We start from the raw sequence: 22020 nt of genomic DNA on the forward strand, positions 1-22020 counted from the left end.
CCTACGACTGGCACCCCTTGCGGGGTCGGACCCCAGGAGTCTCAGAAGGAATGCATCCCGAAGTCAAGCGCATAGAAGGTGTTGCGAGCTCTCTGCGTGATCAGACCCGTCTAATTCGCGGCATAGGCGACGACCACGAACTCAAGGGCAAGTAGGCAGAGCATTCCGCATCCGGACCGGGATCCTGCAGACTCCGCAGCCTTGTCATCGCCGACGCGCCGCCCGGCTCCTCCCCTTCCCCTTCTTCCGAAGCCTCCGCACCCGTTCCCGCTCCAACGTCGCCCGCTCCGCGGCCCGAGCGCTGGTCCAGCGGTGGGCGATCCAGCCCATCAGTCCGGCACTGAGGGCATAGGTCAGCAACGCGCTTCCTGTCCCGGGAATGTAGGCACAGCTCTCAGACCGGCAGTTCCTGCCGGGAAGCCCGCTGATCAAAAGGAAGAACGGCCCGAATGCCACCCCGCAACAGGTCGCCGTACCCAAGGCGCTCAGCGCCCACGCCAGGCGGCTCCCGGCAGAGACCCCGGACGCACACCGAAGCCAGCCGCTCACCCCGAGCACGGTGACAACGCCGAGGCCACCACCGATCGCCCAGGCGCCCCCGGGCAAGTCCACCAACGCCGGTACGACCTCACGCGCGAACCGCTTCCCCATGCCCATCACCAGTAGGAGCACACCCATACCGACGACCAGCCCGAGGATCACCCCGACAATCCCCAGACCACCTCGCAAGCTACCTGCGCGTCTCACTGCACCCACCGCAGCGACCCAGAAATGGCGTCACACAAGCGCTCCATCGGCCCCGACATCCCGGTGAGCGGAGCCGAGAAGGAGAGCGTCAAGTAGCCCGCCCCGCCAGGCATGAGGACATGAACGCTCAGCGTCGTGGCATCAAGGACGCGGACGGCCGCCCCCGCCGCCAGCTCCACCACCGACACCTGTCGCCTTCCCGGGCCGTCCGGCTCGCGCAGCTCCAGCCACGCCGCGTACTTCTCCGGGTCGGCAGGAGTATCACCCAGCGGCACCAGGGACACCAGGAGCGAGGCTGGGAGGCCGCCGTCCCGTGAGGTCGTCAGGAGGAAGAACTCCATGGCCCCGCGAGTCCGGCCGGCCTCAGCGGTGTTGCGCAGTGTGGTCCAGACGTGGCGTTTGAGTTCAGCGGAGACGTTCCGACCCTCCGACTGGGTGTCGACGAACGTCTTGAGCTGAGCGCGCCAGCGATCTCGCATGAGGTCGACACGGAACCATTCGCGAGGAACCAGCAGTCTGTAGTCCCTGGGCGCGCCCACCAGTGGTGAGTTCACCCCGGCATCACCAGCGGAGCTCCGTCGATGTCGAAGAAGCGGACGCTCTTCACCACGCCGGCGAACATGGCGGAGAAGACGTCCCACCCTTCGACCGTCGGCGTGCCCATTTCCAGCAGGAGCACGGTCCCGTTGTTCAGCGGTATCTGGACCTGTATGAAGGGCGTCCAGACCGGCTCGTCCCGGCCCGACGGCGTCAGACTGCCGTCGATGCTGGAAGAGCGGCTGCCGACACAGGTCACAGCCGGGCCGCAGGGCAGCTCCACTTCGCCGATCTGTCCGAGCTCCAGATGCCGCATCGTGGTCGCGAGGAAGCCCACCGGATTGGCACCGGCTCGCTCGTCGAGGTCGAGGAGGCTGACGTTCACCGTCGCCGTGCAGCGGACGCCGTCGACCTCCGTGGTGACGAAGCCGGCGTACTGCACACCCGCCTCGATGAACTCGTCGTAGTGCGCCGCGCACATGGCGGCGTACTGCACTTGAACTTCCTCGTCGGCACCTGGCAGCGCCTGTTTGGCCAACTCGACCAGTTGGTCGGCCAGCGCGTCCAAATCATCCGCCTCGAAGGGCAGCTCGAGGAAACCCTCCGGCATGATCCAACGGACCTCTATGCCACCGCTCTCCATGAGGCTGCGCTGGGTTTCGTCAACCGCGGCCGTGGTCATCTGCGCCCTTGCTCTCGAACGGTTCGCGGTCGTCCACTTCGGGGCGGAACGTAGCCGCGAATGGGTAGGGCCCGTAATGCGGATAGTGGGCGGGGATGTCCGCCCCTCCGCGTCGAGCGATGTGGGCGATCCTTCGGTACCTGGCCGCTCGAGCACGCAGGTTCTGCCGGACCGGGTCGCCCCAGTGGGACATCGCGCTGCGCACAAAGAAGAAGGTCTGAATCGCCACGACGGTTCCGGCCACTGCCAGATAGGCGTTGCGTGAGGCAGCGGTCTCCCAGTACGTGGCCACGGCGGCCCAGTAGAGCACGGCACCGAAGCCCACAAGCGCCAGGGGCACTCCGTGCACGAAGCCCGCCTTGAACATGTCCTCTTCGTCGTCATGCCGGCGACGCAGCAGTTCGAGCACCGCCCGGTCGTCCAGGAAGTCGAACCGTAGCTCCCGTCGCGCTTCCTCGGCTGCCCGATTCGCCTCGGGCACGCCGGCGATCACCGAGCCACCGACCAAGGTGACCGTGTCGCCACCTCGGCGGCCGATGAATTCCCAGGGTCCGAGGTCGTGGTTTTCGTCGCTCATGGCGTCTGCGCTCCTTGAATGGTTTGCCGGGTTCTAGGCAGCCAAGGCCGCGTTGAACGCAGTGGGTGAGACGCTCGGAGCTGGACGAGGTGACGGAGACGGCGTGGGTGAGGGCGTGGCGGTGTTGGGCGGCTCCTGGTAGCCGGTCTTCTCACCGTTTTCACCACTGAACATCCTGTGCAATGCGCTCGCCAGGCCTGCCCCCTTGATGACGCCGGTGATCTTCTTGCCGTCGATCAGATCTGCGCGCGCTGTCCTCCCGAGCACCTTGTTCACCACCTTGACGGCGACGCCGTTCAGGAAGTTGTGGCCGACACCGTCGAGCGCCGTCGTATACATCCTCAGCTTCCCGAATGCCTTCACCTTCGAAAGCCCCTTGAGGCCCTTGAGGGCCCGGAGTCCCTTCAGCGCCCCCAACCCTGGCAACACTCCCAGCGCATCGGCCCCCAGCTTCATCCAGTCGACCTTCCCCCCGCGCGCGGTCATGTCATAGGCGTGGCCGGCGAGCGCTGCCGCACTGGTCACCACAGCAAGGGTCGCAAATATAGGAACCAGGAACTGAAGCGGTGGGACGAAGGCGCAGATCACCGCAAGTACGGAAAGGACAGCGGAGATGTTCGCCAGCATATCCGCCCAGTCCGCGAGGAAGTTCATGAAGCCTCCCGGGTCCCGGACCGCATCATGATGCACGACGTTCCTGATATGACGAGCTGCCTTGTCCCCCGCGTCGTCGTAGATGTCCCTGGCGTCCTTCACCGCCTTACGGGCCGCGCCGATGGCATGCAAGGCCTCGTCGCGCTTTTTGACCCAGCGCTCGTACTCTTCCTTCTCCGCGGCGGGGATGTTTGCCGTCGGGTACTTCTCGGTGAACTTCTTCACCTCGTCGTCAGCCAGGTCGTGGTCAGCCTTGGCCTCACGGTAATCGGCGAGTGCCTTGTCCGCCTTCCGCTGCGCGCGGCGCATTTCACTGGCGAACTCGTCCGAGCCTCCTTCGCGCACGTCCTCCCCGACCGCTTTGGCCGCTTCGTCGTAGCGCTCGAAGGACTTCTTCAGCTTGTCCGCGGTACCACCGGCGATCTCGTGGAAACCCTTTCCGGCCTCGCTGTCCCAGCCCTCCACCGAAGCGAGCGCCTTGATGACCCGGGACTGTTCATCGATCATGTCGGCCATCTTGCGCAACTTACGCCCCAGTTCGGCGACTTCCTCCGGGTCGCCCGGCGTCGGGTCGTCATGCCACAGAGGCGGCCAGTCGGCGTCCGTCCTGCTCACTTCTTCCCCTTGCTCTGCGCCTTGGCATCTCGGATGGCCTGCGCCAACTTCTGGTCGACCTCGTCGTACGCCTTGGCGGCGGTGCGGGTGAACTCGGCCAGTTGCTCCAGTTCCTTCATCAGCTTTTTCCGGGTCTTCTTCCAGGTGTCCCCGAATTCCGAGAAAGCATCTTTGAGGCCACCATGGCCTACAGCCGGCCCGTAGTCGTCCGCAGGGTTGCCATGCCGTTCGAACTCGCCGTGAATTTTGGTCAGATCGCGTGAACACTGCTTGATGGCGGCAAGATCCGCCTTTATGTGATCCCCCATGAGTGATACCTCTCTACGAGCTGATGTCTGTTCTTGATGAGTTCACGAAGGTCGGCACGATCGCCGGACTCTCTCACTCCTCATGGCACCTCGTACGAGATACGCTCGCGACATACCGATCCCGTTTTCCGCTGGCAAGGAGAGTCTTCACGTGACACGCAGGGGCAAGCAACGCGTGGTGGCGGACCGCCTTGGCATCGACGCCGAGGCAGGCGAGTGGTGCACGATCGACAAGATCCCCGCTCCGCCGCCGGATGTGCTCCGGGCTGCGGGCAGCCCTCGGCTGCGCCCCGCCAGGATGCGTCCGCTGGGCATGGCCGGTGCGGCGCTCGGGGCGCCTTTCATCCCCGTCATCATGTTCTTCGAGCTACTGGCCAAAATTGAGCAAGCGGTCATGCGATCCCTTGACGCGAACGACGAAAAGAAGCGGCTGCGGGCCAAGGAGGCGGACGAGAAGCGCCGCCGGGACGCCACCATCGACCAACAAGGCCTCGACAAGGTCTTCGACGGAAACTGGCACGGCAACGCCGGGCAGTTCCTGCTGCGTTGGTACAGCCACTCCACCCACCACCAGCGCTTGCTCCTGGCGACTCAGGACGAGATCGTCCTGGCGGCTCCGCCGCAGCGCGTCAGCGTGGGGCGGGAGAAACACATGGAGGTCGTCGCCCGCATTCCCGCCTCAGAGGCAACCCTCGTCGACCCGTTCTCCGGCGAGTTCGAGACGAGGATGCTGCTCATACGCTTCCGCGACGGGTCCTGGCTGCGCGTCGAGACGGAGGAGCTCCGCAGCGACCTGCACATGTACCTGCTGCGACAGCCTCTTCCCGACTGACGGCCGGCGCCGCCCGGGAGCCGGGTGCCGGCAGCGTCGGCTGACGGCACCCGGCCGGCCCTCGGCCCTACTTGCTCCGAGCCTGCTTGGCCAGCTCGTCATCGATCTGCTCGAACTTGTCCGCGGCCATGGTCAGGTAGTCACCCATGCCGTCCAGACCGTCCAGCGTGTCCTTCATGCCGCGCACGAACTCGTCGAAGTTCTCGTCGAACGCCTTCGACGAGCTCTTGGTGACGTAGCCGCCCTGGACAAGGTTGTTGATGTACTTCTTCAGGCCCTCGAGCTTCTCCTGGAGCTTTTCCTTCTCCTTCACGACATGCTTGGCTGCATCCCGCATGTCCTGATATGTGACATCAAGGTCCTTGGCCATGAAGCCGCTCCCTCTCGCAACGCCGCAGGGCCAACCCCCGTGGCTTCCCTGTTTGCGGACTCACCGGCATGGAAGCCGAGTTGCAGTCACAGCCGGCAACCGGTGTGATCGTCCGCTCTTGCGTCAGCAGCTTACGGGTGTGGCCTCCGGTGCCCATACCCGCCTTGTGAACGACCGGAAATGAAACCGTGTACGACGTTGCCATCGGGAACGTCATGGCGCCTCCCCTTGCCCCGCCGTCACTCCGAGCGGATATCGTCCCTGTACCACTGGGACCGCGTGAGCGAAGCGAGCAGAACAGCAAGCGATCAGCACAGCGGCAACCAGCGACAGACACCACAGCGGCCACACCGGCCCAGTGGCACGGGGAGGACAAGTCGTGCGCCTGACTCTGACCGTCGTCGACCCGTACGGCGGTGGCACCGCCGACGTCGTGCTCGATGCCGATCCTGAGTCCACCGTGGGGGACATCGCGCAGGAGCTGGCCAAGCAGGTGGGGCACAGCGGGGCGCAGGTCATCCCGCTCGGGCAGCACCGGCACGCGCCGGCCAACAACGCGCCCCTCGTGTACGTGGACGGGTACGCCGTCGATCCCGGCGCCACTGTCGTGGGGTCGCCCCTGCGCGAAGGTGCCGTCGTCAGTCTTCAGGATCCGTCCGGGTGTCTGCCGGGTGAGCCCACCGGCCTCGTCGAGCTGCGGGTCGTCGGCGGGCCCGCCGCCGGGTTCGTGCACCGGCTCGGCGTGGGGCGGTACGACATCGGCAGCGGGGCGGCGTCGTACGTGCGGATCGACGATCCCGAGGTCGACGCCCGGGCCCTCACCCTCTCCGTCGCCACCGACGGCACCTGCAAGGTTGCCGTGCACATGGACGAGGAACACGTCACCCTCGACGGCGCCTCCCTGACGGAGGGCGAGGACAAGGACAAGGAGAAGGACGAGCCCAGCGGCAAGAAGCGCGGCAGGAAGAAGAGCCCGGAGAAGCAAGAGAAGAAGGACGGCCCCGTCGAATGGCCCCTCGGCGCTCAGATCGGCGTCGGCAACACCCTTCTCGAACTGATCCGTTACACGCCCCCGAACGCCGCCCTCAAGTGGTCCGACGACGGCGTGGGCCTCGACTACAACCGGCCCCCGCGGCTGCGTCCGCCCGAGCGGCAGACCAACTTCCGGCTGCCCTCGTCGCCGCGTGAGTACGAGGCCAGACCGCTGCCCTGGCTGATGGCGCTGACGCCGCTCGTCGGCGCCGTCGTATCGGTGATGATCTTCCAGCGCTGGTACTACCTGATCATGGCGGCCCTGAGTCCGATCCTGCTCTTCGCCAACTACTACAACGACAAGAAGCACGGGCGTAAGTCGCACGCCAAGCAGGTCAAGGAGTACGAGGAGCAGAAGGAGCGGATCGAGAAGGACGCCCAAGACGCGCTCGTCGCCGAGCGGAACGACCGGCGGCAGGCCATCCCCGACCCGGCGACCGTGCTCGCCCTCGGGACCGGGCCGCGTACCCGTCTGTGGGAGCGGCGGCGGACCGACCGCGACCACCTCCTGATCCGTTTCGGGACCGGGCAGTTGCCCTCCGAGGTGGTGCTCGACGACCCCGAGCAGGACGACCACCGCCGTCAGGTGACCTGGAAGATCGAGGACGCGCCGGTCGCGCTGCACCTGCGCACCCTCGGCGTCGTCGGCATGGCCGGGCCCGGGGACTCCGCCCGCTCCCTGGGACGCTGGGCGGTCGCGCAGAGCGCGGCCCTGCACAGCCCGATGGACGTGCAGTTCTACGTGCTGAGCGACAACGCCGCGCAGGAGTCCTGGGACTGGGTGCGCTGGCTGCCGCACGCGCGGCCGTCCGGCGGGCAGGACGTCAACGCGCTCATCGGGACCGACGCCGAGACCGTCGGCGCCCGCATCGGCGAACTGACGCAGATCCTCGACGCGCGCAAGAAGGCCGCCGAGGAGAACAAGTCCCAGGGCAATTCGAGCTTCGGCGACCCCGACATCGTCGTGGTGTGGGACGGGTCGCGGCGTCTCAGGTCCCTGCCCGGCGTCGTGCGGCTGCTGCGCGAGGGGCCGTCCGTGTCGATGTTCGCCCTATGCCTGGACGCCGAGGAGCGGTTCCTGCCCGGTGAGTGCCAGGCGTACGTCGTGGCCGAACCCAAGGCCGAGGAGTACCAGCCGGCCGCCCAGCAGGAGCAACAGCAGTCCCAGCAGGCGGTCGGCGGGTTTCCGTCCTTCCAGGCCTGGCACAGCAATGCCCAGCAGCCCGAACAGACACACCGAACCGAGCAGTTGAGGCTGCGCGTCGAGGAGGCAGGGGCGGAACGCCTGAAGGACGTACGGCCCGACTTCGTCTCCGCCGCCTGGTGTCTGCGGCTGGCCAGGTCGCTGTCGCCGCTGCGGGACATCAGCGGCGAGACCGAGGACTCGGCGCTGCCGGGTTCGAGCCGGCTGCTGGACGTGCTCCAGTTGGAACCGCCGACCAGTGACGCGATCGTCGCCCGCTGGCGGATGGGCGGGCAGTCGACGCTGGCCGTCATCGGTGAGTCGTACGACGGGCCGTTCGGCATCGACATCCGCAAGGACGGGCCGCACGGTCTGATCGCCGGTACGACCGGTTCGGGTAAGTCGGAGCTGCTCCAGACCATCGTGGCGGCCCTCGCGGTGGCGAACACGCCCGAGAACATGACGTTCGTGCTGGTCGACTACAAGGGTGGCGCGGCGTTCAAGGACTGTGTGCACCTGCCGCACACGGTCGGCATGGTGACCGACCTCGACGCCCACCTGGTGGAGCGCGCGCTGGAGTCGCTCGGTGCGGAGCTGCACCGGCGCGAGCACATCCTGGCCGCCGCCGACGCCAAGGACATCGAGGACTACCAGGACCTGGTGCGCCGGGACCCCTCGCACCAGCCGGTGCCCCGACTGCTCATCGTCATCGACGAGTTCGCCTCCATGGTGCGTGACCTGCCCGACTTCGTCACGGGTCTCGTGAACATCGCCCAGCGCGGTCGTTCCCTCGGCATCCACCTGCTGCTGGCGACGCAGCGGCCGTCCGGTGTCGTGTCGCCCGAGATCCGCGCCAACACCAACCTCCGTATCGCGCTGCGGGTGACGGACGGCGGCGAGTCGTCGGACGTCATCGACTCGCCCGAGGCGGGGCACATCTCCAAGAACACCCCGGGTCGCGCGTACGCCCGGCTCGGGCACGCCTCCCTGGTGCCGTTCCAGTCCGGCCGTGTCGGTGGCCGTCGGCCGGGCGCCGCCGACCCTGCCGTGCTGATGCCGTGGGTGGGCCCGCTGACCTGGGAGGATCTGGGCCGGGCGGCGCTGGTCAAGCCGAAGGCCGAGTCCCGTGAGGACGAGGAGATCACCGACCTGAAGGTCCTCGTCGACACCATCCGCGACGCCAACAGCTCCCTCGGCATCCCGCCGCAGCACAGCCCGTGGCTGCCCGCCCTGGACGAGACGCTGCTGCTGGACGAGATCGAGCTGCCGGTGTTCGCCGGCGGCCCGGGCAAGCTGCCGCCGGCGCCGTACGGCGTCGAGGACCTGCCCGCGAGCCAGTCGCGCCGCCCGGTCGCCGTGGACTTCTCCTCGTTCGGCCACCTGATGATCGGCGGCGCCCCGCGCAGCGGCCGCTCCCAGGTGCTGCGCACCCTCGCCGGTTCCATCGCCCGTACGCATTCCATCGCCGACGTGCACCTCTACGGCATCGACTGCGGCAACGGCGCGCTCAACGCGCTGACGCGGCTGCCGCACTGCGGCGCGGTCGTGAGCCGTAACCAGACCGAGCGGGTCGTGCGGCTGGTCAACCGGCTCAAGGGCGAGATGAGCCGCCGCCAGGACGTGCTCGCGGACAAGGGCTTCGCGGACATCGGCGAGCAGCGGGCGTCGGTCGCCGAGGACGAGCGGCTGCCGCACATCGTGGTGCTGCTGGACCGCTGGGAGGGCTGGGTGCCCACGCTCGGTGAGGTCGACCACGGTTCGCTGACCGACGAGTTGCAGACGATGATGCGCGAGGGCGCGAGCGTCGGGATCCACCTGGTCCTCACGGGTGACCGCACCCTCCTGGTGGGCCGGATCGCGACGCTCACCGAGGACAAGTACGGTCTGCGGCTCGCCGACCGCAGCGACTTCTCGGCGCTGGGCATCCCGGCGCGGAAGGTGCCGGAGGAGATTCCGCCGGGGCGCGCGTTCCGCAACGAGTTCGGTACGGAGACGCAGTTCGCGCTGCTCGCGCAGGACACGACCGGTCAGGGTCAGGCCGCGGCGCTCGCGGCGATCGGCGAGGCGGCCGCGGCCCGCGACGCCGCCGTCCCCCGCGCGCGCCGGCCGTTCCGTGTGGACAGCCTGCCCAGCCGCATCTCCTTCCCGGAGGCGTGGGAGCTGCGCGACCCGGACGCGTCCCGCTCGCGCCTGTTCGGTCTGGTGGGCATCGGCGGCGACGAGATCGTCGGCTTCGGCCCCGATCTGGCGGAGGGCGTACCGGCGTTCGTCATCGCGGGCCCGGCCAAGTCGGGTCGCTCGACGGTCCTGCTGAACTTCGCCCACTCCTTCCTGTCCCAGGGCACCCGCCTGGTCATCGCGGCCCCGCGCCAGTCCCCGCTCCGCGGGCTCGACGGCACGGACGGCGTGCTGAAGGTCTTCACCGGTGACGACATCGACGAGGACGAGTTCGAGGAGCTCATCGACCAGGCGTCCCTGGAGGAGCCGATCGCGGTCCTGATCGACGATGGCGAGATCCTGGAGGACTGCGACGCCGAGAGCCAGATGAAGAAGCTGGTCTCGCGCGGCGCCGAGCGGGGGCTCGCGCTCGTCATCGCCGGTGACGAGGAGGACGTGTGCAGCGGCTTCTCGGGCTGGCAGGTCGACGCGAAGAAGGCCCGCCGCGGCATCCTGCTCTCCCCCCAGGAGACCTCCAGCGGCGACCTCATCGGCGTCCGCCTCAACCGCGGCTTGGTCGGCGGCCAGGTGGCCCCCGGCAAGGGCATGCTCCACCTCGGCGACGGGGAGCTGCGCACGGTGGTCGTCCCGGGGTGAGACGGTGAGCGGGGGCTCGGCGAGGCCGAAGCGGAGGAAGGCGGCGGGAGCCGCCCTGCGGTACGAGCACCGGCCGGGACGGCCGAACGCCGAAGGGGCCAAGAAGGGTGACTACGGCTGTGCTTGGGGCTGCCTGATTCTCCCCGGCTTCGTCGCCCTGCTCATGCCGCTGGTCCTGTTCGACATGTACTGGGGTCATGAGCTCTGGGGTGACTTCGCTCCGGCCTGGCCCGGCGGTGCGTACGCCTTCGCCGGCACCGTCGGCGCCCTGGTGCCGTTGGTCTTCCTCGCCTGGGTGGCGCCGCTGTACCGGATGAACTGGAAGAAGAGCACGCCGCGTTCGCTGGCCTGGGCGGCCGCGTCCCTGCCGGGGCTGGCCGCGGGTTACCTGGTCGCCGGGGTGATCAGCACGACCGTACGCCCCAAGCGGCGGCGCGACTGGGATGCCGACTGCTACAGCCAGGGCGGGCCCTGCTGGGTGCACGTGCACTATCCGTGGTTGTGGGCCGTCGGTTTGGCCGCCACCCTCGCGGCGGCGGCGCTGCTGATCACCGTGCTCGTCAAGGTCAGCCGTCGGCCGGCCCCGGCCGAACCTTCGACATCCGGGCCTGTGGCCGGCCCGACTCCGTGCTCTCCGAGCGGTACTGGAGGTCGTCGCCCACCGGCTTGAGGTGGACTGTCGTCTTCGCCGGGTTGCAGCCGCTGTGGTTGGTCTTCGCGCCGACCGACGTCGCGACGAGCTCCGACTTCGTCACCTGCTTCAGGGTGAGTACGTCGACACAGACACCGCCGAGCGGGTCGGTCTGGCGGAGTTTGCCCAACTCCTTGCCGACCGCGGTCTGTTCGACCGTGATGGAGAACGTGCCGAGGGGCAGTCTGCCGTCCAGGGCGACGCCCTGGCCCTCCCAGGTGCCGACGTACGCGGCGGGTACCGCATCGGTGGCGGGAGCGGAGCTCGCGGTCGCCGCCGGGGGCGAGTCGGAGCCGGTGGACGAGTCCGCGTCGTCCTGGCCGCCGCGCTCCGGCAGCAGGTCGAACACGAACACCGACCCGATCGTCACGGCCGCCACCGCCCCCGCGACCGCCAGTGCCACGGAGCAGCTGAGCCTGCGCACCCGCCCGCCGCCCTCGCCCTCCGGCGTGGACGTCGCCGCGACGGAGACGGTGACCTTGCCGGGGCGGCGGCCGGAGGGCGGGGCCGTGTCCTGTGCGGGGTCCCCGTGCGCGTGATCGCCGTGCGCGTGATCGCCGTGCGCGTGATCGCCGTGCGCGTGGTCGCCGTCCCGGGGTGCGGGTACGGCGGTGAGTGCTCGCGCCCCCGATACCGGCGACGGCATCACCGGCGGTGGGCCGAACGCCCCCGACCCCTCGCCCCCGGCTCCTGCCGGCACCTCCCCCACCGACGGGCTGCTGAACCCGACCGGCCCCGACGGGTCGTCCCCGGCTCCCGTCACCTCCAGGTTCAGCAGCTGCACGGCACTCCGGCTCACCTGCTCCACCAGGGCCCCCGGCAGCCAGCCGCCCGACACGAGCCGGGTCGCGCCCTCGGGGGCCAGTCTGCGGGCCAGTGCCGAGGGGGCGGGCCGGGTGTCCGGGTCCTTCGCCAGGCACTGCGCCGTCAGGCCCCGCAACTCCCCGTCCAGCAGCCCGAGTTCCGGCTCCTCGTGGACGACCTTGTAGAGCAGGGCGGCGGAGGAGTCCCCGGGGAAGGGCGGCCGGCCAGTCGCCGCGTACGCGAGTACCGCGCCCAGCGAGAAGACGTCGGCGGCGCCCGTGACACCCTTGCCCAGGATCTGCTCGGGCGACATGTAGCCGGGCGAGCCGATGGACACGCCGGTGGAGGTGAGGGACGCCGTGCCGTCCGTGGCACGGGCGATGCCGAAGTCGATCAGCAGCGGGCCGTCCAGGGTCAGCAGGACGTTCGACGGTTTCACGTCCCGGTGCACCAGCCCCAGCTCGTGCACCGCCGCCAGCGCCTCGGCGAGTCCCGCGCCCAGGGCCCGTACGGTGTGGGCCGGCAGGGGCCCGCCGTCGGCGACCGCGGCCGACAGGGAAGGGCCGGCGGCGTACGCGGTGGCCACCCACGGCAACCGCGCCCCCGGGTCCGCGTCCAGGACCGGCGCCGTCCAGGCGCCGCCCACCCGGCGTGCGGCCTCGACCTCACGCCGATGGGGGTCCCCCCTGCTCGAGCGAAGCCGAAAGCTTGGGGGAGCGCCCGGAACTCCTCGTCCAGGGCGAAGTGCGGATGCACGATCTTCACGGCGACCGTACGGCCACCGGCGCTGCGGCCCAGGTAGACCCGGCCCATGCCGCCGGAGCCCAGCCGGCCGAGCAGCCGGTAGGGCCCCACGACGGTGGGTTCGTCGACGTCGAGCGGCCGCATGGGCGTCACCCCTCCCCCGTGGGCAGGCGGGGACGGCTCCGGTCCCGATGCGCCTGCACTCCCAGCAGGGTAGTGCGGGAGCACCGCCCGGCTCACGGCTGGAGCAGGTCCACCTTCACGTCCGCCGGGAAGCCGGTCGTCGGGCCGACCCGCCGGGCGAACTCCGCGACCGCCGCGAGCTGCGGGTCCCCGAAGCGGAAGTCGAGGGTCGTGAAGTAGCGGGCGAGGGTCTCCTCGTCGAAGGCCTCCCAGCGGGCGGCCTGCTCGGCGACCTTGCCGACCTCCTCCAGGGAGAGGTTGCGGGAGTCCAGGAAGGCCTCGTGCACCCGGCGGGTGATCACCGGCTCGCGCTCCAGGTAGTCGCGGCGGGCCGCCCAGACCGCGAAGACGAACGGCAGGCCCGTCCACTCCTTCCACAGCGCGCCCAGGTCGTGCACGGCCAGGCCGAAGCGCGGCCCGTCGAGCATGTTCGCGCGCAGCGCCGCGTCGCCGATGAGGACGGCGGCGTCGGCCTCCTGCATCATCAGGCTGAGGTCGGGCGGGCAGGTGTAGTAGTCCGGCTGGACCCCGTAGCGCTCGGCGAGGAGCAGCTGGGCGAGGCGCACGGAGGTGCGGGAGGTCGACCCGAGGGCGACGCGGGCGCCGTCCAGCCGGTCCAGGGGGACCTGCGAGACGATCACGCACGACATGACCGGGCCGTCGCAGCCGACGGCGATGTCGGGGAAGGCGACCAGGTCGTCGGCGTGCCGGAGGAACTCGACGAGGGTGATCGGACCGATGTCGAGATCGCCCTGCACCAGCTTCTCGCTGAGCTTCTCCGGGGTGTCCTTGGAGAGCTCGAAGTCGAGGAGCGTGCCTGTTCTCGCGAGCCCCCAGTACAGGGGCAGGCAGTTCAGGAACTGGATGTGGCCGACGCGCGGCCGGGTGCGAGGATTGTCCACATCGTGAGGCTAGCCCTCACGGCGTACGGACCGGCGCGCGACCCCGCCACCGGGGTGTGGCCTCTTGTGGGCGCCCCCCCTCCGCCAGTCGGCCGGGGGTTGTTCAAACATTCGGGTGACGTGATCTTGACCCCTATTGCATTCCGGGGGCTGCGTGCTAGGCTCGTCGCAAGTTGCAGTTTGGTTTCCCTTGCAGTACAGAGCCTGCGGAGCATGTGACCGCGGGCTCTCGTCATTCACAGACATATGCACTTGTGCGGAATTCATCTTCACACTTGCTGGTTCTGGAGCAGGGCAACCCTTTTGGGCCCAAGGAGGGCTTATGGCTACCGGAACCGTTAAGTGGTTCAACGCCGAAAAGGGCTTTGGTTTCATCGCCCAGGAGGGCGGCGGCCCCGACGTCTTCGTCCACTACTCCGCGATCAACGCGACCGGATTCCGGTCCCTCGAGGAGAACCAGCAGGTGTCTTTCGACGTCACGCAGGGTCCGAAGGGCCCGCAGGCTGAGAACGTCACGCCGGTCTGATTTGTAGTACCCAAGGAGCCCCGCGCCGTAAGGCGACGGGGCTCCTGCCCTTTCCGGGCCCGGGTCGGCCGGTGAATTCCCGGCGAATTCCGGCCGTGGGACGATGGGCGGATGCGGAAAGATCAGGAGAACAGCGGGGAGGCCGGCGGCACGCCCGCCGACAAGGCCATGGCAACAGGCCTGTCGGTCGGCCTGTCCCTCGGCACGGCCATAGGGATCGTGCTCGGCATGACCGTCTTCGACGACCTCGCCCTGGGCCTGGCCCTGGGCCTCGGTTTCGGCACGGCGATCGGCGCGGGTGTGGGCATCGGCGCCCGGCGGGGCCGCCCCTGAGACAGCGCCGCGCCAGGTCGTGGGGCAGGCGGGACGTGGCGGACACCCCTAAGGTCTACGGCCATGACCGACACCCCCGACTTCGTGACCGAGACCCGCGTGTTCTACGACGCCGTGGCCGAGGAGTACGCCACTGCCTTCGGTGATCTGCGTCCCGGGACGCCCCTGGACCGGGGCGTGCTCCACGGTTTCGCGGGGCTCGTGGGCGAGGGCGGCGAGGTCGCCGACCTGGGGTGCGGGCCCGGCCGGGTGACGGCGTACCTGGCGTCCCAGGGGCTGTCGGTGTTCGGGCTGGACCTGTCGGAGTCGATGCTCGCGATAGCCCGCCGCGAGAACCCGGGCCTGCGGTTCGTGCGGGGCTCCATGCTGGAACTCGACCTGCCGGACTCCTCGCTCGACGGTGTCGTGTCCTGGTACTCGATCATCCACACCCCCGAGGAGCACCTGCCCGCGCTCCTGGCCGGTTTCCACCGCGTGCTACGGCCCGGCGGGCATCTGCTCCTGGGGTTCCAGTGCGGCGACGAGCCCCGCCGCTACGAGGAGGCCTTCGGACACGATGTGTCCCTGACCTTCCGCCGGGGCCGGCCGGAGCGCATCGCCGCCCTGCTGGGCGACGTCGGCTTCACCGTCCGCGCCACGACCGTACGAGAGCCCGACGAGGCACGGGGTGAGCCGGTCGCCCAGGCCTGCGTCGTCGCCCGCAAGCCGGAGGACTGAACCGCCCGGGGCATCGCCGCAGCCCCACGCGCGACACCCCGGGTGGCCCCGCGGCCGGTCGCGGCTGCCCCCCAGGCGCACCGCGACCGGCTCACGCTCGGCCGGCCCCCACCGGGCGCCACCGGTCCCCCCCACCGGCCGCCCCGGGCCGGGCCCCGGCCCGCTACAGCACCCCCGCGATGTCCCGCGCCGCGATGTACCCGAACGTCATCGCCGGGCCGATCGTCGAGCCCGCGCCCGCGTAGCTGTGGCCCATCACCGCCGCGCTGGCGTTTCCCGCCGCGTAGAGGCCGGGGATGACCGAGCCGTCCTCGCGCAGTACCCGGGCCCGGGCGTCCGTGCGGAGGCCGCCCTTGGTGCCGAGGTCGCCGGGGACGATGCGGAAGGCGTGGTACGGGGGGAGCCAGAGGGGCGCCAGGCAGGAGTTGGGGAGGACGGACGGGTCTGTGTAGTAGTGGTCGTAGGCGCTGTCGCCCCGGTGGAAGTCGGGGTCCTCGCCCTGCCGTGCCTGGGCGTTGAAGCGGTTCACGCTGGTGCGCAGGGCCGCCGCGGGGACGCCGATGGAGGCCGCCAGCGCGTCCAGGGTCCACTCCTTGTGCGCCGCCCCGGAGTCGTACCAGGAGTCGGGGAAGGGCAGCGTCGGCAGGACGTCCTTGAACAGGTACCGGTTGCGGTAGTTCTGGTCGGTGATCAGCCAGCACGGGATCGCCTCGTGCTCGTCGTACATGGTGTGCACGACGTCGCTGTAGGGCGCGGCCTCGTTGACGAAGCGCCGGCCCGAGCCGTTGACCAGCAGCCCGCCGGGCAGGGTCCGTTCGGCGAGGCAGAAGTACGGCTGGCCGGGGACCGGGATCGCCGGGCCCCACCACGCGTCCTCCATCAGGTCGAGCGCCGCGCCCAGCCGCTCCCCCGCCCGGATGCCGTCGCCGGTGTTCTCCTTCGCCCCGACCGTCCACTCCGTGCCGATGGGCTGCCGCTGGAAGCGTTCCCGCATCGCGGCGTTGTGCTCGAATCCGCCCGAGCCGACGATCACGCCCCTGCGGGCGCGGACCAGGCCGGGAGCGCCGTCGCGGGTGACGACGGCTCCCGTGACCGTGCCGTTCTCGACGTGCAGGTCCGTCAGGGGTGTGTTCAGCCAGACGGGGACCCCGGCCGCGCGCAGGCCCGCGCGCAGGCCCGCGGCCAGCGCCTGGCCCATCGTCAGGGGCTTCTGGCCGAGGGTCGCCGCCTTCGCGCCGCGGGCGAGGCACTGGGCGGCGACGGCCGCGCCCCGGGCGTTCACGGCGGCCAGGGCGACCCACTTGTAGTCGGCGCTGAAGACGACCATGCCGGCGGGGACGTCCATGTACGGCGGGTTGAGGTGCGCCAGCTCGCTGCCCAGGAGGTTGCCGTCGAACTGGTCCGGTTCGATGGAGCGGCCGTTCGGCAGACCGCCGGGCAGCTCGGGGTAGTAGTCGCTGTAGCCCTCCATCCAGCGGAACCTCAGCGGGCTGTTCGCCATGACGAAGGAGATCGTGGCCGGGCCGTGGGCGAGGAAGGCACGCTGCCGGTCGGCGGGAACCTCCGGGCCGACGACGGCGGCGAGGTAGGCGGCGGCCTTCGCGGGGGTGTCCGGGACGCCGGCCGCGAGGATCACGGAGTTGTTGGGGACCCAGATCCCGGCGCCGGAGCGGGCGGCCGAACCGCCGAAGGTCGGCGCCTTCTCCACGACCACACAGCTCAGGCCCTGGCGCGCGGCGGTCAGCGCCGCGGTCATGCCGGCGGCGCCGGAGCCGATGACGACGACGTCGTACGTGCCGAGCGGGGGTAAGTCGGCTGCCCGGGCGCCCTGTTGAACGCCCGTGGCGACCGCGAGACCGGCACCGGCGGCCCCGGCCAGCAGTCGTCTTCGGGACGGGCCTTCGGCGGTTCCTGCGGTGTCCGTGCGTGTGGTCATGGCCGCTCCAGCCCGACGAGAACGCGTAAGGGGTGGGGAATGTCGCGCGGGGGCCTTGCGAAGTCAAGACCCGTGCGGCACCCACCCCGCGACCCGGGTCCGAAACCTGCGCGGCCCTCCCGGCCCCGACGCCCCCGCGGCCCACCCCGGGCGCGCCCGCTAGTCGAGCCCGATGGCCGCGCAGTCCGCCCGGTACTTGGAGGTGCAGATGTCCTTCACGGTGTACACGCCGTCCGTGATCACCGTCTCCTTGATGTTGTCCTTGGTGAGGGCGACCACCGGCACCAGCATCGCCGGGATGTTCTTCTGTGTGGGGCTGTCGACCGTCTCCCGGGTCAGCGCGGCGAACTCGATGGAGCGGCCCTGGACCTTGGCCACCGCGATCTTGGCGGCGTTGGTCGCCTCCAGCAGGAAGGACTTGTACACGGTCATGTACTGCTCGCCGGAGACGACCCGCTGCACCGCGTCGAGGTTGGCGTCCTGCCCGGTCACCGGCGGCATCTTCGTGGCTCCGGCCTCCTGAAGTGCCTCGATGACGGCGCCCGCCATGCCGTCGTTGGCCGAGTAGACGGCGGCGATGTCGTTCAGTCCGACGGCCCGGATCGCCTCCTTCATGTGCTCCTTGGCGATCGCGGGCTTCCACTCCTTGGTGTCGTACTCCTTGACGATGTTCACCTGGCCCCGGAGCTCGCTGAGCGCGCCGTCCTTGAACCGGGCGGTGTTCGGGTCGCCGGGATCGCCGTTCATCATGACGACCTTGCTCTTCTGGGCCTTGTCGCCGAGTTCCCCGATGATGGCGCGGCCCTGGACCTGGCCGACGAGCTCGTTGTCGTGGGAGACGTAGGCGTCGATCGGGCCCTCGGCGAGCCGGTCGTAGGCGATGACCGGGATGCCGGCGTCCTTGGCCTTCTGCACGTCCGTGGCGATGGTCTTGGAGTTCAGGGCGTCGACGAGGATGACGTCCACCTTGTCGGCGATCATCTTCTGGAACTGGCTGCTCTGTCTGGTGACGCTGGCCTCGGCGTTGGCGTAGCGGACCTTGCCCTTGTTCTCCGTGAGGGACGCGACCTCCTGCTTGATCAGCGGGTAGTCGAACTTCTCGAAGCGTGCCGTGTCCCGGTCGGGCAGCAGCAGGCCCACCGTGATGTCGTTGCCCTTCTTCGGGGCGGTGTCGTCACTACCGCCGTCGCCGCAGGCGGCGAGGGACAGGGCCGATACGGAGACCGCCAGGGCCATGGAGACGTGCCGCACGGCGGCCTGACGGGTGTTGCGCGCTATCACTGGTGGTGCCTTCCGATGGGGGGAGCATCGTGACGAGGTGGTCGAAAGCCAACGGGCAGACGCCGTGCGTCGTCAATAAGCACGTGTGAAGAGATCGCAAAGGTGCCTCACCGCGTGTACAGGCCTTCTACTTCCGTCGCGAACGCGCGCAGCACGGCCTCCCGGCGGAGCTTCATCGACGGGGTCAGATGGCCCGCCTCCTCGGTGAAGTCCTCGGGGAGGATGACGAAGCGGCGGATGGACTCCGGGCGGGAGACCAACTTGTTGGCCTCGTCGACGGCGCGCTGGAGGACCGCGCGCAGTTCCTCGTCGTCGACCAGGAGCGTGGCGGGGACGGGGTGTTTGCCGTTCATCTGGCGCCAGTGGGTGATGCCGTCCGGGTCGAGGGTGATCAGCGCCGAGACGAAGGGGCGGCCGTCGCCCAGGACGAGGCACTGGGAGATCAGCGGGTGGGAGCGCAGCCAGTTCTCCAGCGGGGCCGGGGCGACGGACTTGCCGCCCGCGGTGATGAGCATCTCCTTCTTGCGGCCGGTGATCGTCAGGTAGCCCTCGTCGTCCAGTTCGCCGAGGTCGCCGGTGGCGAGCCAGCCGTCGGGGGCGGCGGGGACGACGCCGCCGGCCTGCGGGTCCCAGTAGCCGCGCAGCACGTGGTCGCCGCCGACGAGGATCTCGCCGTCGGCGGCGATACGGACGCGGGTGCCGGGCAGCGGCCAGCCGACGGTGCCCAGCCGGGGTTTCAGGGGCGGGGTGACGGTGCTCGCGCCGGTCGTCTCGGTCAGGCCGTAGCCCTCGAAGATCTCGATGCCGGCACCGGCGAAGAACGCGGCCAGGCGGCTGCCGAGCGGCGAGCCGCCGCAGATGGCGTAGCGGACCCTGCCGCCCATGGCGTTGCGGATGCGGCGGTAGACCAGGGGGTCGTAGAAGGCCCGGGCGGTCTTGAGGGCGCGGGAGGGGCCGGGTCCGGTGCCCGTCTGCTGGGCCTCCAGGGCCTCTCCGTAGCGCTGTGCCACCGCCGCCGCGCGGTCGAACGAGGAGACCCGGCCGCCCGCCTCGGCCTTGGCCCGGGCCGAGTTGAAGACCTTCTCCAGCATGTACGGGATGGCGATCAGGCAGGTCGGCCGGAAGCTGGCCAGGTCCGGGAGCAGCCGGTCGGCCTTGATGCTGGGGGCGTGGCCCAGCCGGACACGGGCCCGGATGCAGGCGATGGCCACCATGCGGCCGAAGACGTGGGACATCGGCAGGAACAGCAGGACCGAGGCCTCTTCGCTGGTCCTCGCCCGGAAGACGGGGTAGAGCAGCTCGATGGCGTTGTCGACCTCGGCGAAGAAGTTGCCGTGGGTGAGCGCGCAGCCCTTGGGGCGGCCGGTGGTGCCCGAGGTGTAGACGAGGGTGGCGAGGGTGCCCGGGCCGAGCATGCCGCGCCGCACCTCGACCTCCTGGTCGGGCAGGTGCGCCCCGGCTTCCGCGAGCCGGTCCACGTGGCCCTTCTCGACGATCCACAGGTGCTTGAGGTCGGGCAGGCGTTCGCGCTCGGGGCCGAGCGCGGCGGCCTGTGCGGCGGTCTCGGTGACCAGGGCGACGGCGCCGGAGTCCTGGAGGATCCAGCGGGCCTGGAAGACCGAGGAGGTCGGGTAGACGGGGACGGTGACGAGTCCGGCCGCCCAGGCGGCGAAGTCCAGGACCGTCCACTCGTAGATCGTGCGGGCCATCACGGCGACCCGGTCGCCCGGCATCAGGCCCTCGGCGACCAGGCCCTTGGCCACGGCCCTCACCTGTTCGGCGAACTGCGTCGCCGTGACGTCGGTCCAGCGCCCGTCGGCGTCCTTGCGGCTGAGCACCACGGCGTCCGGATGCGCGGTCGCGTTGTCGAAGGGCAGGTCGGCGAGCGACCCGTGCGTCCACGGCGGGGCCAGCGGCGGTACGGAGGCCTCCCGTACCGCCCCGTCCATCCGCCGCACCTCGGGCTCGACCAGGACCGGTCCTCCGTACGCGTCGCCGTAGGCGGAGGAGGGATACGCAGTGGACACGGGCGGCTCCTGGGGCGTGCAGCGAAGGACTGCTTGCTGCATGACGTACGTGCCTCGCACGCCGAGGCGCTCAACCGGCTGAACCCCCTGAAAGGGGTTACTGACGGTAGGAACGGGATCGTACGGCGCTCACGTGGCGGGTTTGTGCGAATTCGGGGATGGTCCGGAGCCAGGCCTGTGCAATCTCGGGGGTTACGTGAGGGCCTTTCAGGTTCTGCGGCCCGTGGCGGTCAGGCCCGCTCCAGGATCGCGGTCACCCCCTGCCCGCCCGCCGCGCAGACGGAGATCAGGCCGCGGGCGGGGGCGTCCCGTGCGGCGAGGAGCTTGGCCAGGGTGGCGACGATCCGGGCCCCGGTGGCGGCGAAGGGGTGGCCGGTCGCGAGGGAGGAGCCGGCGACGTTCAGCCGGGCGCGGTCCACCGTGCCGAGGCCCCGCTTCTCCCAGGCGGCGAGCGTCGCGAGCACCTGGGAGGCGAACGCCTCGTGGATCTCGACGAGGTCGAAGTCGTCCAGGCCGAGGCCGGCCCGCTCCAGCATGCGCGGGACGGCGTACGCGGGTGCCATGAGCAGTCCGTCCTCGCCGCCGACCACGTCGCCGCCCACGAAGTCGACGGCGGCCGTCTCGTAGGCGGTGAGGTACGCCAGCGGCTCCAGACCGCGTGCGCGGGCCCACTCCTCGCTCGCCAGCAGGACGGTGGCCGCGCCGTCCGTCAGCGGGGTGGAGTTCCCGGCCGTCATGGTCGGGTCGGGGTGGCCGAGCCCGAAGACCGGTTTCAGGGAGGCGAGTTTCTCCACGGTCGAGCCGGGGCGCAGGTTCTGGTCGCGGGCCAGGCCCCGGAAGGGGACCACCAGGTCCTGGAAGAAGCCGCGTTCGTACGCCGCCGCCAGCCGCTGGTGACTGGTGGCGGCGAGTTCGTCCTGCGCCGCGCGGGGGATGCCCTGGGCGCGGGCGGTGACGGCGGCGTGTTCCCCCATGGACAGGCCGGTGCGCGGCTCGGCGTTGCGCGGGATGTCGGGGACGAGGTGGCCCGGGCGCACCTTCGCCAGGGCCTTGAGGCGGGCGCCGGGCGACTTGGCCCGGCGGACCTCCAGGAGGATGCGGCGCAGGGAGTCGTTGACGCCGAGGGGCGCGTCGCTGGCGGTGTCGGCGCCGCCCGCGACGGCGGAGTCCGTCTGGCCGAGGGCGATCTTGTTGGCGGCGGCGATGACGGCCTGGAGGCCGGTGCCGCAGGCCTGCTGGATGTCGTAGGCGGGGGTGCTCGGGTGGAGTCCGGAGCCGAGGACGGTCTCGCGGGCGAGGTTGAAGTCGCGGGCGTGTTTGAGCACGGCCCCGGCGACGAACTCGCCGACCGCGCCCGGCCCCTGGAGTCCGTACCGCTCGACCAGGCCGTCGAGGGCGGCGGTGAGCATCTGCTGGTTGGAGGCGGTGGCGTAGGGGCCGTCGGAGCGGGCGAAGGGGATGCGCGCTCCGCCGACGACCGCCACGCGCCGCACCGACATCTTCTGGGGGCTCATCTCGACCCGCT

18 protein-coding genes and 1 pseudogene are annotated in these 22020 nt (G+C 70.2%); 6 read left to right on the forward strand and 13 right to left on the reverse strand.

What is annotated here, in order from left to right; translation table 11 throughout:
• Positions 1-204 precede the first annotated feature (204 nt).
• From AB0E85_RS12145 to AB0E85_RS12170, 6 genes are all read right to left on the reverse strand, one after another.
• Complete coding sequence (locus tag AB0E85_RS12145) at positions 205-702, reverse strand: hypothetical protein (RefSeq protein WP_361925246.1); 498 nt, start codon at positions 700-702, stop codon at positions 205-207.
• Positions 703-743: 41 nt separating this feature from the next.
• Entirely contained in the window at positions 744-1226 is a 483-nt protein-coding gene (locus AB0E85_RS12150) for a hypothetical protein (RefSeq protein WP_361925248.1), read from the reverse strand.
• A 71-nt stretch (positions 1227-1297) separates the two neighbouring features.
• The gene (locus tag AB0E85_RS12155) at positions 1298-1966 is read right to left on the reverse strand and encodes a hypothetical protein (protein WP_361925250.1); all 669 of its coding nucleotides are present in this window, start codon (positions 1964-1966) and stop codon (positions 1298-1300) included.
• Entirely contained in the window at positions 1947-2543 is a 597-nt protein-coding gene (locus AB0E85_RS12160) for a hypothetical protein (protein WP_361925252.1), read from the reverse strand. Before AB0E85_RS12160 ends, AB0E85_RS12155 begins: the two co-directional genes overlap by 20 nt.
• 33 nt (positions 2544-2576) lie before the next feature.
• Positions 2577-3812, reverse strand: coding sequence for a putative T7SS-secreted protein (locus AB0E85_RS12165; protein ID WP_361925254.1), 1236 nt, complete (start codon positions 3810-3812; stop codon positions 2577-2579).
• A complete protein-coding gene (locus AB0E85_RS12170) occupies positions 3809-4120 on the reverse strand; it encodes a type VII secretion target (RefSeq protein WP_361925256.1) in 312 nt (103 codons plus the stop codon). The genes AB0E85_RS12165 and AB0E85_RS12170 overlap by 4 nt, the downstream gene beginning before the upstream one ends.
• Positions 4121-4271: 151 nt before the next feature.
• On the opposite strand from AB0E85_RS12170, the gene AB0E85_RS12175 reads away from it, so the two are divergent.
• On the forward strand, positions 4272-4952 hold the full coding sequence (locus AB0E85_RS12175; RefSeq protein ID WP_361925258.1) for a hypothetical protein: 681 nt from the start codon (positions 4272-4274) through the stop codon (positions 4950-4952).
• A gap of 67 nt (positions 4953-5019) precedes the next feature.
• Here AB0E85_RS12175 and AB0E85_RS12180 read toward each other — a convergent pair whose 3' ends face one another.
• Complete coding sequence (locus AB0E85_RS12180) at positions 5020-5322, reverse strand: WXG100 family type VII secretion target (RefSeq protein WP_030840100.1); 303 nt, start codon at positions 5320-5322, stop codon at positions 5020-5022.
• Positions 5323-5701: 379 nt separating this feature from the next.
• On the opposite strand from AB0E85_RS12180, the gene AB0E85_RS12185 reads away from it, so the two are divergent.
• Positions 5702-10351 carry an FtsK/SpoIIIE domain-containing protein gene (locus AB0E85_RS12185; protein WP_361925260.1) on the forward strand — a complete coding sequence of 1550 codons (4650 nt, stop codon included), beginning with the start codon at positions 5702-5704 and terminating at the stop codon, positions 10349-10351.
• A 4-nt stretch (positions 10352-10355) separates the two neighbouring features.
• Entirely contained in the window at positions 10356-11021 is a 666-nt protein-coding gene (locus tag AB0E85_RS12190; RefSeq protein WP_361925262.1) for a hypothetical protein, read from the forward strand.
• Here AB0E85_RS12190 and AB0E85_RS12195 read toward each other — a convergent pair.
• Positions 10918-12734 (reverse strand): annotated as a pseudogene (locus AB0E85_RS12195) (serine/threonine-protein kinase). The gene AB0E85_RS12190 and the pseudogene AB0E85_RS12195 sit on opposite strands and share 104 nt — an antisense overlap.
• A 92-nt stretch (positions 12735-12826) precedes the next feature.
• Positions 12827-13675, reverse strand: coding sequence for a menaquinone biosynthesis protein (locus tag AB0E85_RS12200; protein ID WP_361925264.1), 849 nt, complete (start codon positions 13673-13675; stop codon positions 12827-12829).
• Between the two features lie 322 nt (positions 13676-13997).
• Here AB0E85_RS12200 and AB0E85_RS12205 point away from each other — a divergent pair, with 322 nt between their 5' ends.
• The 3 genes from AB0E85_RS12205 (at position 13998) to AB0E85_RS12215 (ending at position 15251) form a co-directional block, all read left to right on the forward strand.
• Entirely contained in the window at positions 13998-14201 is a 204-nt protein-coding gene (locus AB0E85_RS12205) for a cold-shock protein (protein WP_004984723.1), read from the forward strand.
• Between the two features lie 111 nt (positions 14202-14312).
• Entirely contained in the window at positions 14313-14534 is a 222-nt protein-coding gene (locus AB0E85_RS12210; RefSeq protein WP_361925266.1) for a hypothetical protein, read from the forward strand.
• A gap of 63 nt (positions 14535-14597) precedes the next feature.
• Positions 14598-15251: a class I SAM-dependent methyltransferase gene (locus tag AB0E85_RS12215; RefSeq protein WP_361925268.1), complete on the forward strand. Its 654-nt coding sequence runs from the start codon at positions 14598-14600 to the stop codon at positions 15249-15251.
• 163 nt (positions 15252-15414) lie between these two features.
• On the opposite strand, the gene kstD is transcribed toward AB0E85_RS12215, so the two are convergent.
• The 4 genes from kstD to AB0E85_RS12235 form a co-directional block, all read right to left on the reverse strand.
• Positions 15415-17187, reverse strand: a complete 1773-nt coding sequence (gene kstD / locus AB0E85_RS12220) for a 3-oxosteroid 1-dehydrogenase (RefSeq protein WP_361925270.1) — start codon at positions 17185-17187, stop codon at positions 15415-15417.
• Between the two features lie 159 nt (positions 17188-17346).
• Complete coding sequence (locus AB0E85_RS12225; RefSeq protein ID WP_361925272.1) at positions 17347-18468, reverse strand: substrate-binding domain-containing protein; 1122 nt, start codon at positions 18466-18468, stop codon at positions 17347-17349.
• 107 nt (positions 18469-18575) lie between these two features.
• Complete coding sequence (locus tag AB0E85_RS12230) at positions 18576-20495, reverse strand: long-chain fatty acid--CoA ligase (RefSeq protein ID WP_361925274.1); 1920 nt, start codon at positions 20493-20495, stop codon at positions 18576-18578.
• Positions 20496-20725: 230 nt separating this feature from the next.
• Positions 20726-22009 carry an acetyl-CoA C-acetyltransferase gene (locus AB0E85_RS12235; protein WP_361925276.1) on the reverse strand — a complete coding sequence of 428 codons (1284 nt, stop codon included), beginning with the start codon at positions 22007-22009 and terminating at the stop codon, positions 20726-20728.
• Positions 22010-22020 lie beyond the last annotated feature (11 nt).

The organism is Streptomyces sp. NPDC029044, from assembly GCF_040637495.1.
Classification (GTDB): domain Bacteria; phylum Actinomycetota; class Actinomycetes; order Streptomycetales; family Streptomycetaceae; genus Streptomyces.

Excerpts from the sequence above, each read along its gene's own strand:
- AB0E85_RS12150 (WP_361925248.1), bottom strand. The coding sequence starts at position 1,226 with ATGCGAGATCGCTGGCGCGCTCAGCTCAAGACGTTCGTCGACACCCAG.
- AB0E85_RS12155 (WP_361925250.1), bottom strand. The coding sequence starts at position 1,966 with ATGACCACGGCCGCGGTTGACGAAACCCAGCGCAGCCTCATGGAGAGC.
- AB0E85_RS12160 (WP_361925252.1), bottom strand. The coding sequence starts at position 2,543 with ATGAGCGACGAAAACCACGACCTCGGACCCTGGGAATTCATCGGCCGC.
- AB0E85_RS12170 (WP_361925256.1), bottom strand. The coding sequence starts at position 4,120 with ATGGGGGATCACATAAAGGCGGATCTTGCCGCCATCAAGCAGTGTTCA.
- AB0E85_RS12180 (WP_030840100.1), bottom strand. The coding sequence starts at position 5,322 with ATGGCCAAGGACCTTGATGTCACATATCAGGACATGCGGGATGCAGCC.
- AB0E85_RS12205 (WP_004984723.1), top strand. The coding sequence starts at position 13,998 with ATGGCTACCGGAACCGTTAAGTGGTTCAACGCCGAAAAGGGCTTTGGT.
- AB0E85_RS12210 (WP_361925266.1), top strand. The coding sequence starts at position 14,313 with ATGCGGAAAGATCAGGAGAACAGCGGGGAGGCCGGCGGCACGCCCGCC.
- AB0E85_RS12215 (WP_361925268.1), top strand. The coding sequence starts at position 14,598 with ATGACCGACACCCCCGACTTCGTGACCGAGACCCGCGTGTTCTACGAC.
- kstD (WP_361925270.1), bottom strand. The coding sequence starts at position 17,187 with ATGACCACACGCACGGACACCGCAGGAACCGCCGAAGGCCCGTCCCGA.
- AB0E85_RS12235 (WP_361925276.1), bottom strand. The coding sequence starts at position 22,009 with ATGAGCCCCCAGAAGATGTCGGTGCGGCGCGTGGCGGTCGTCGGCGGA.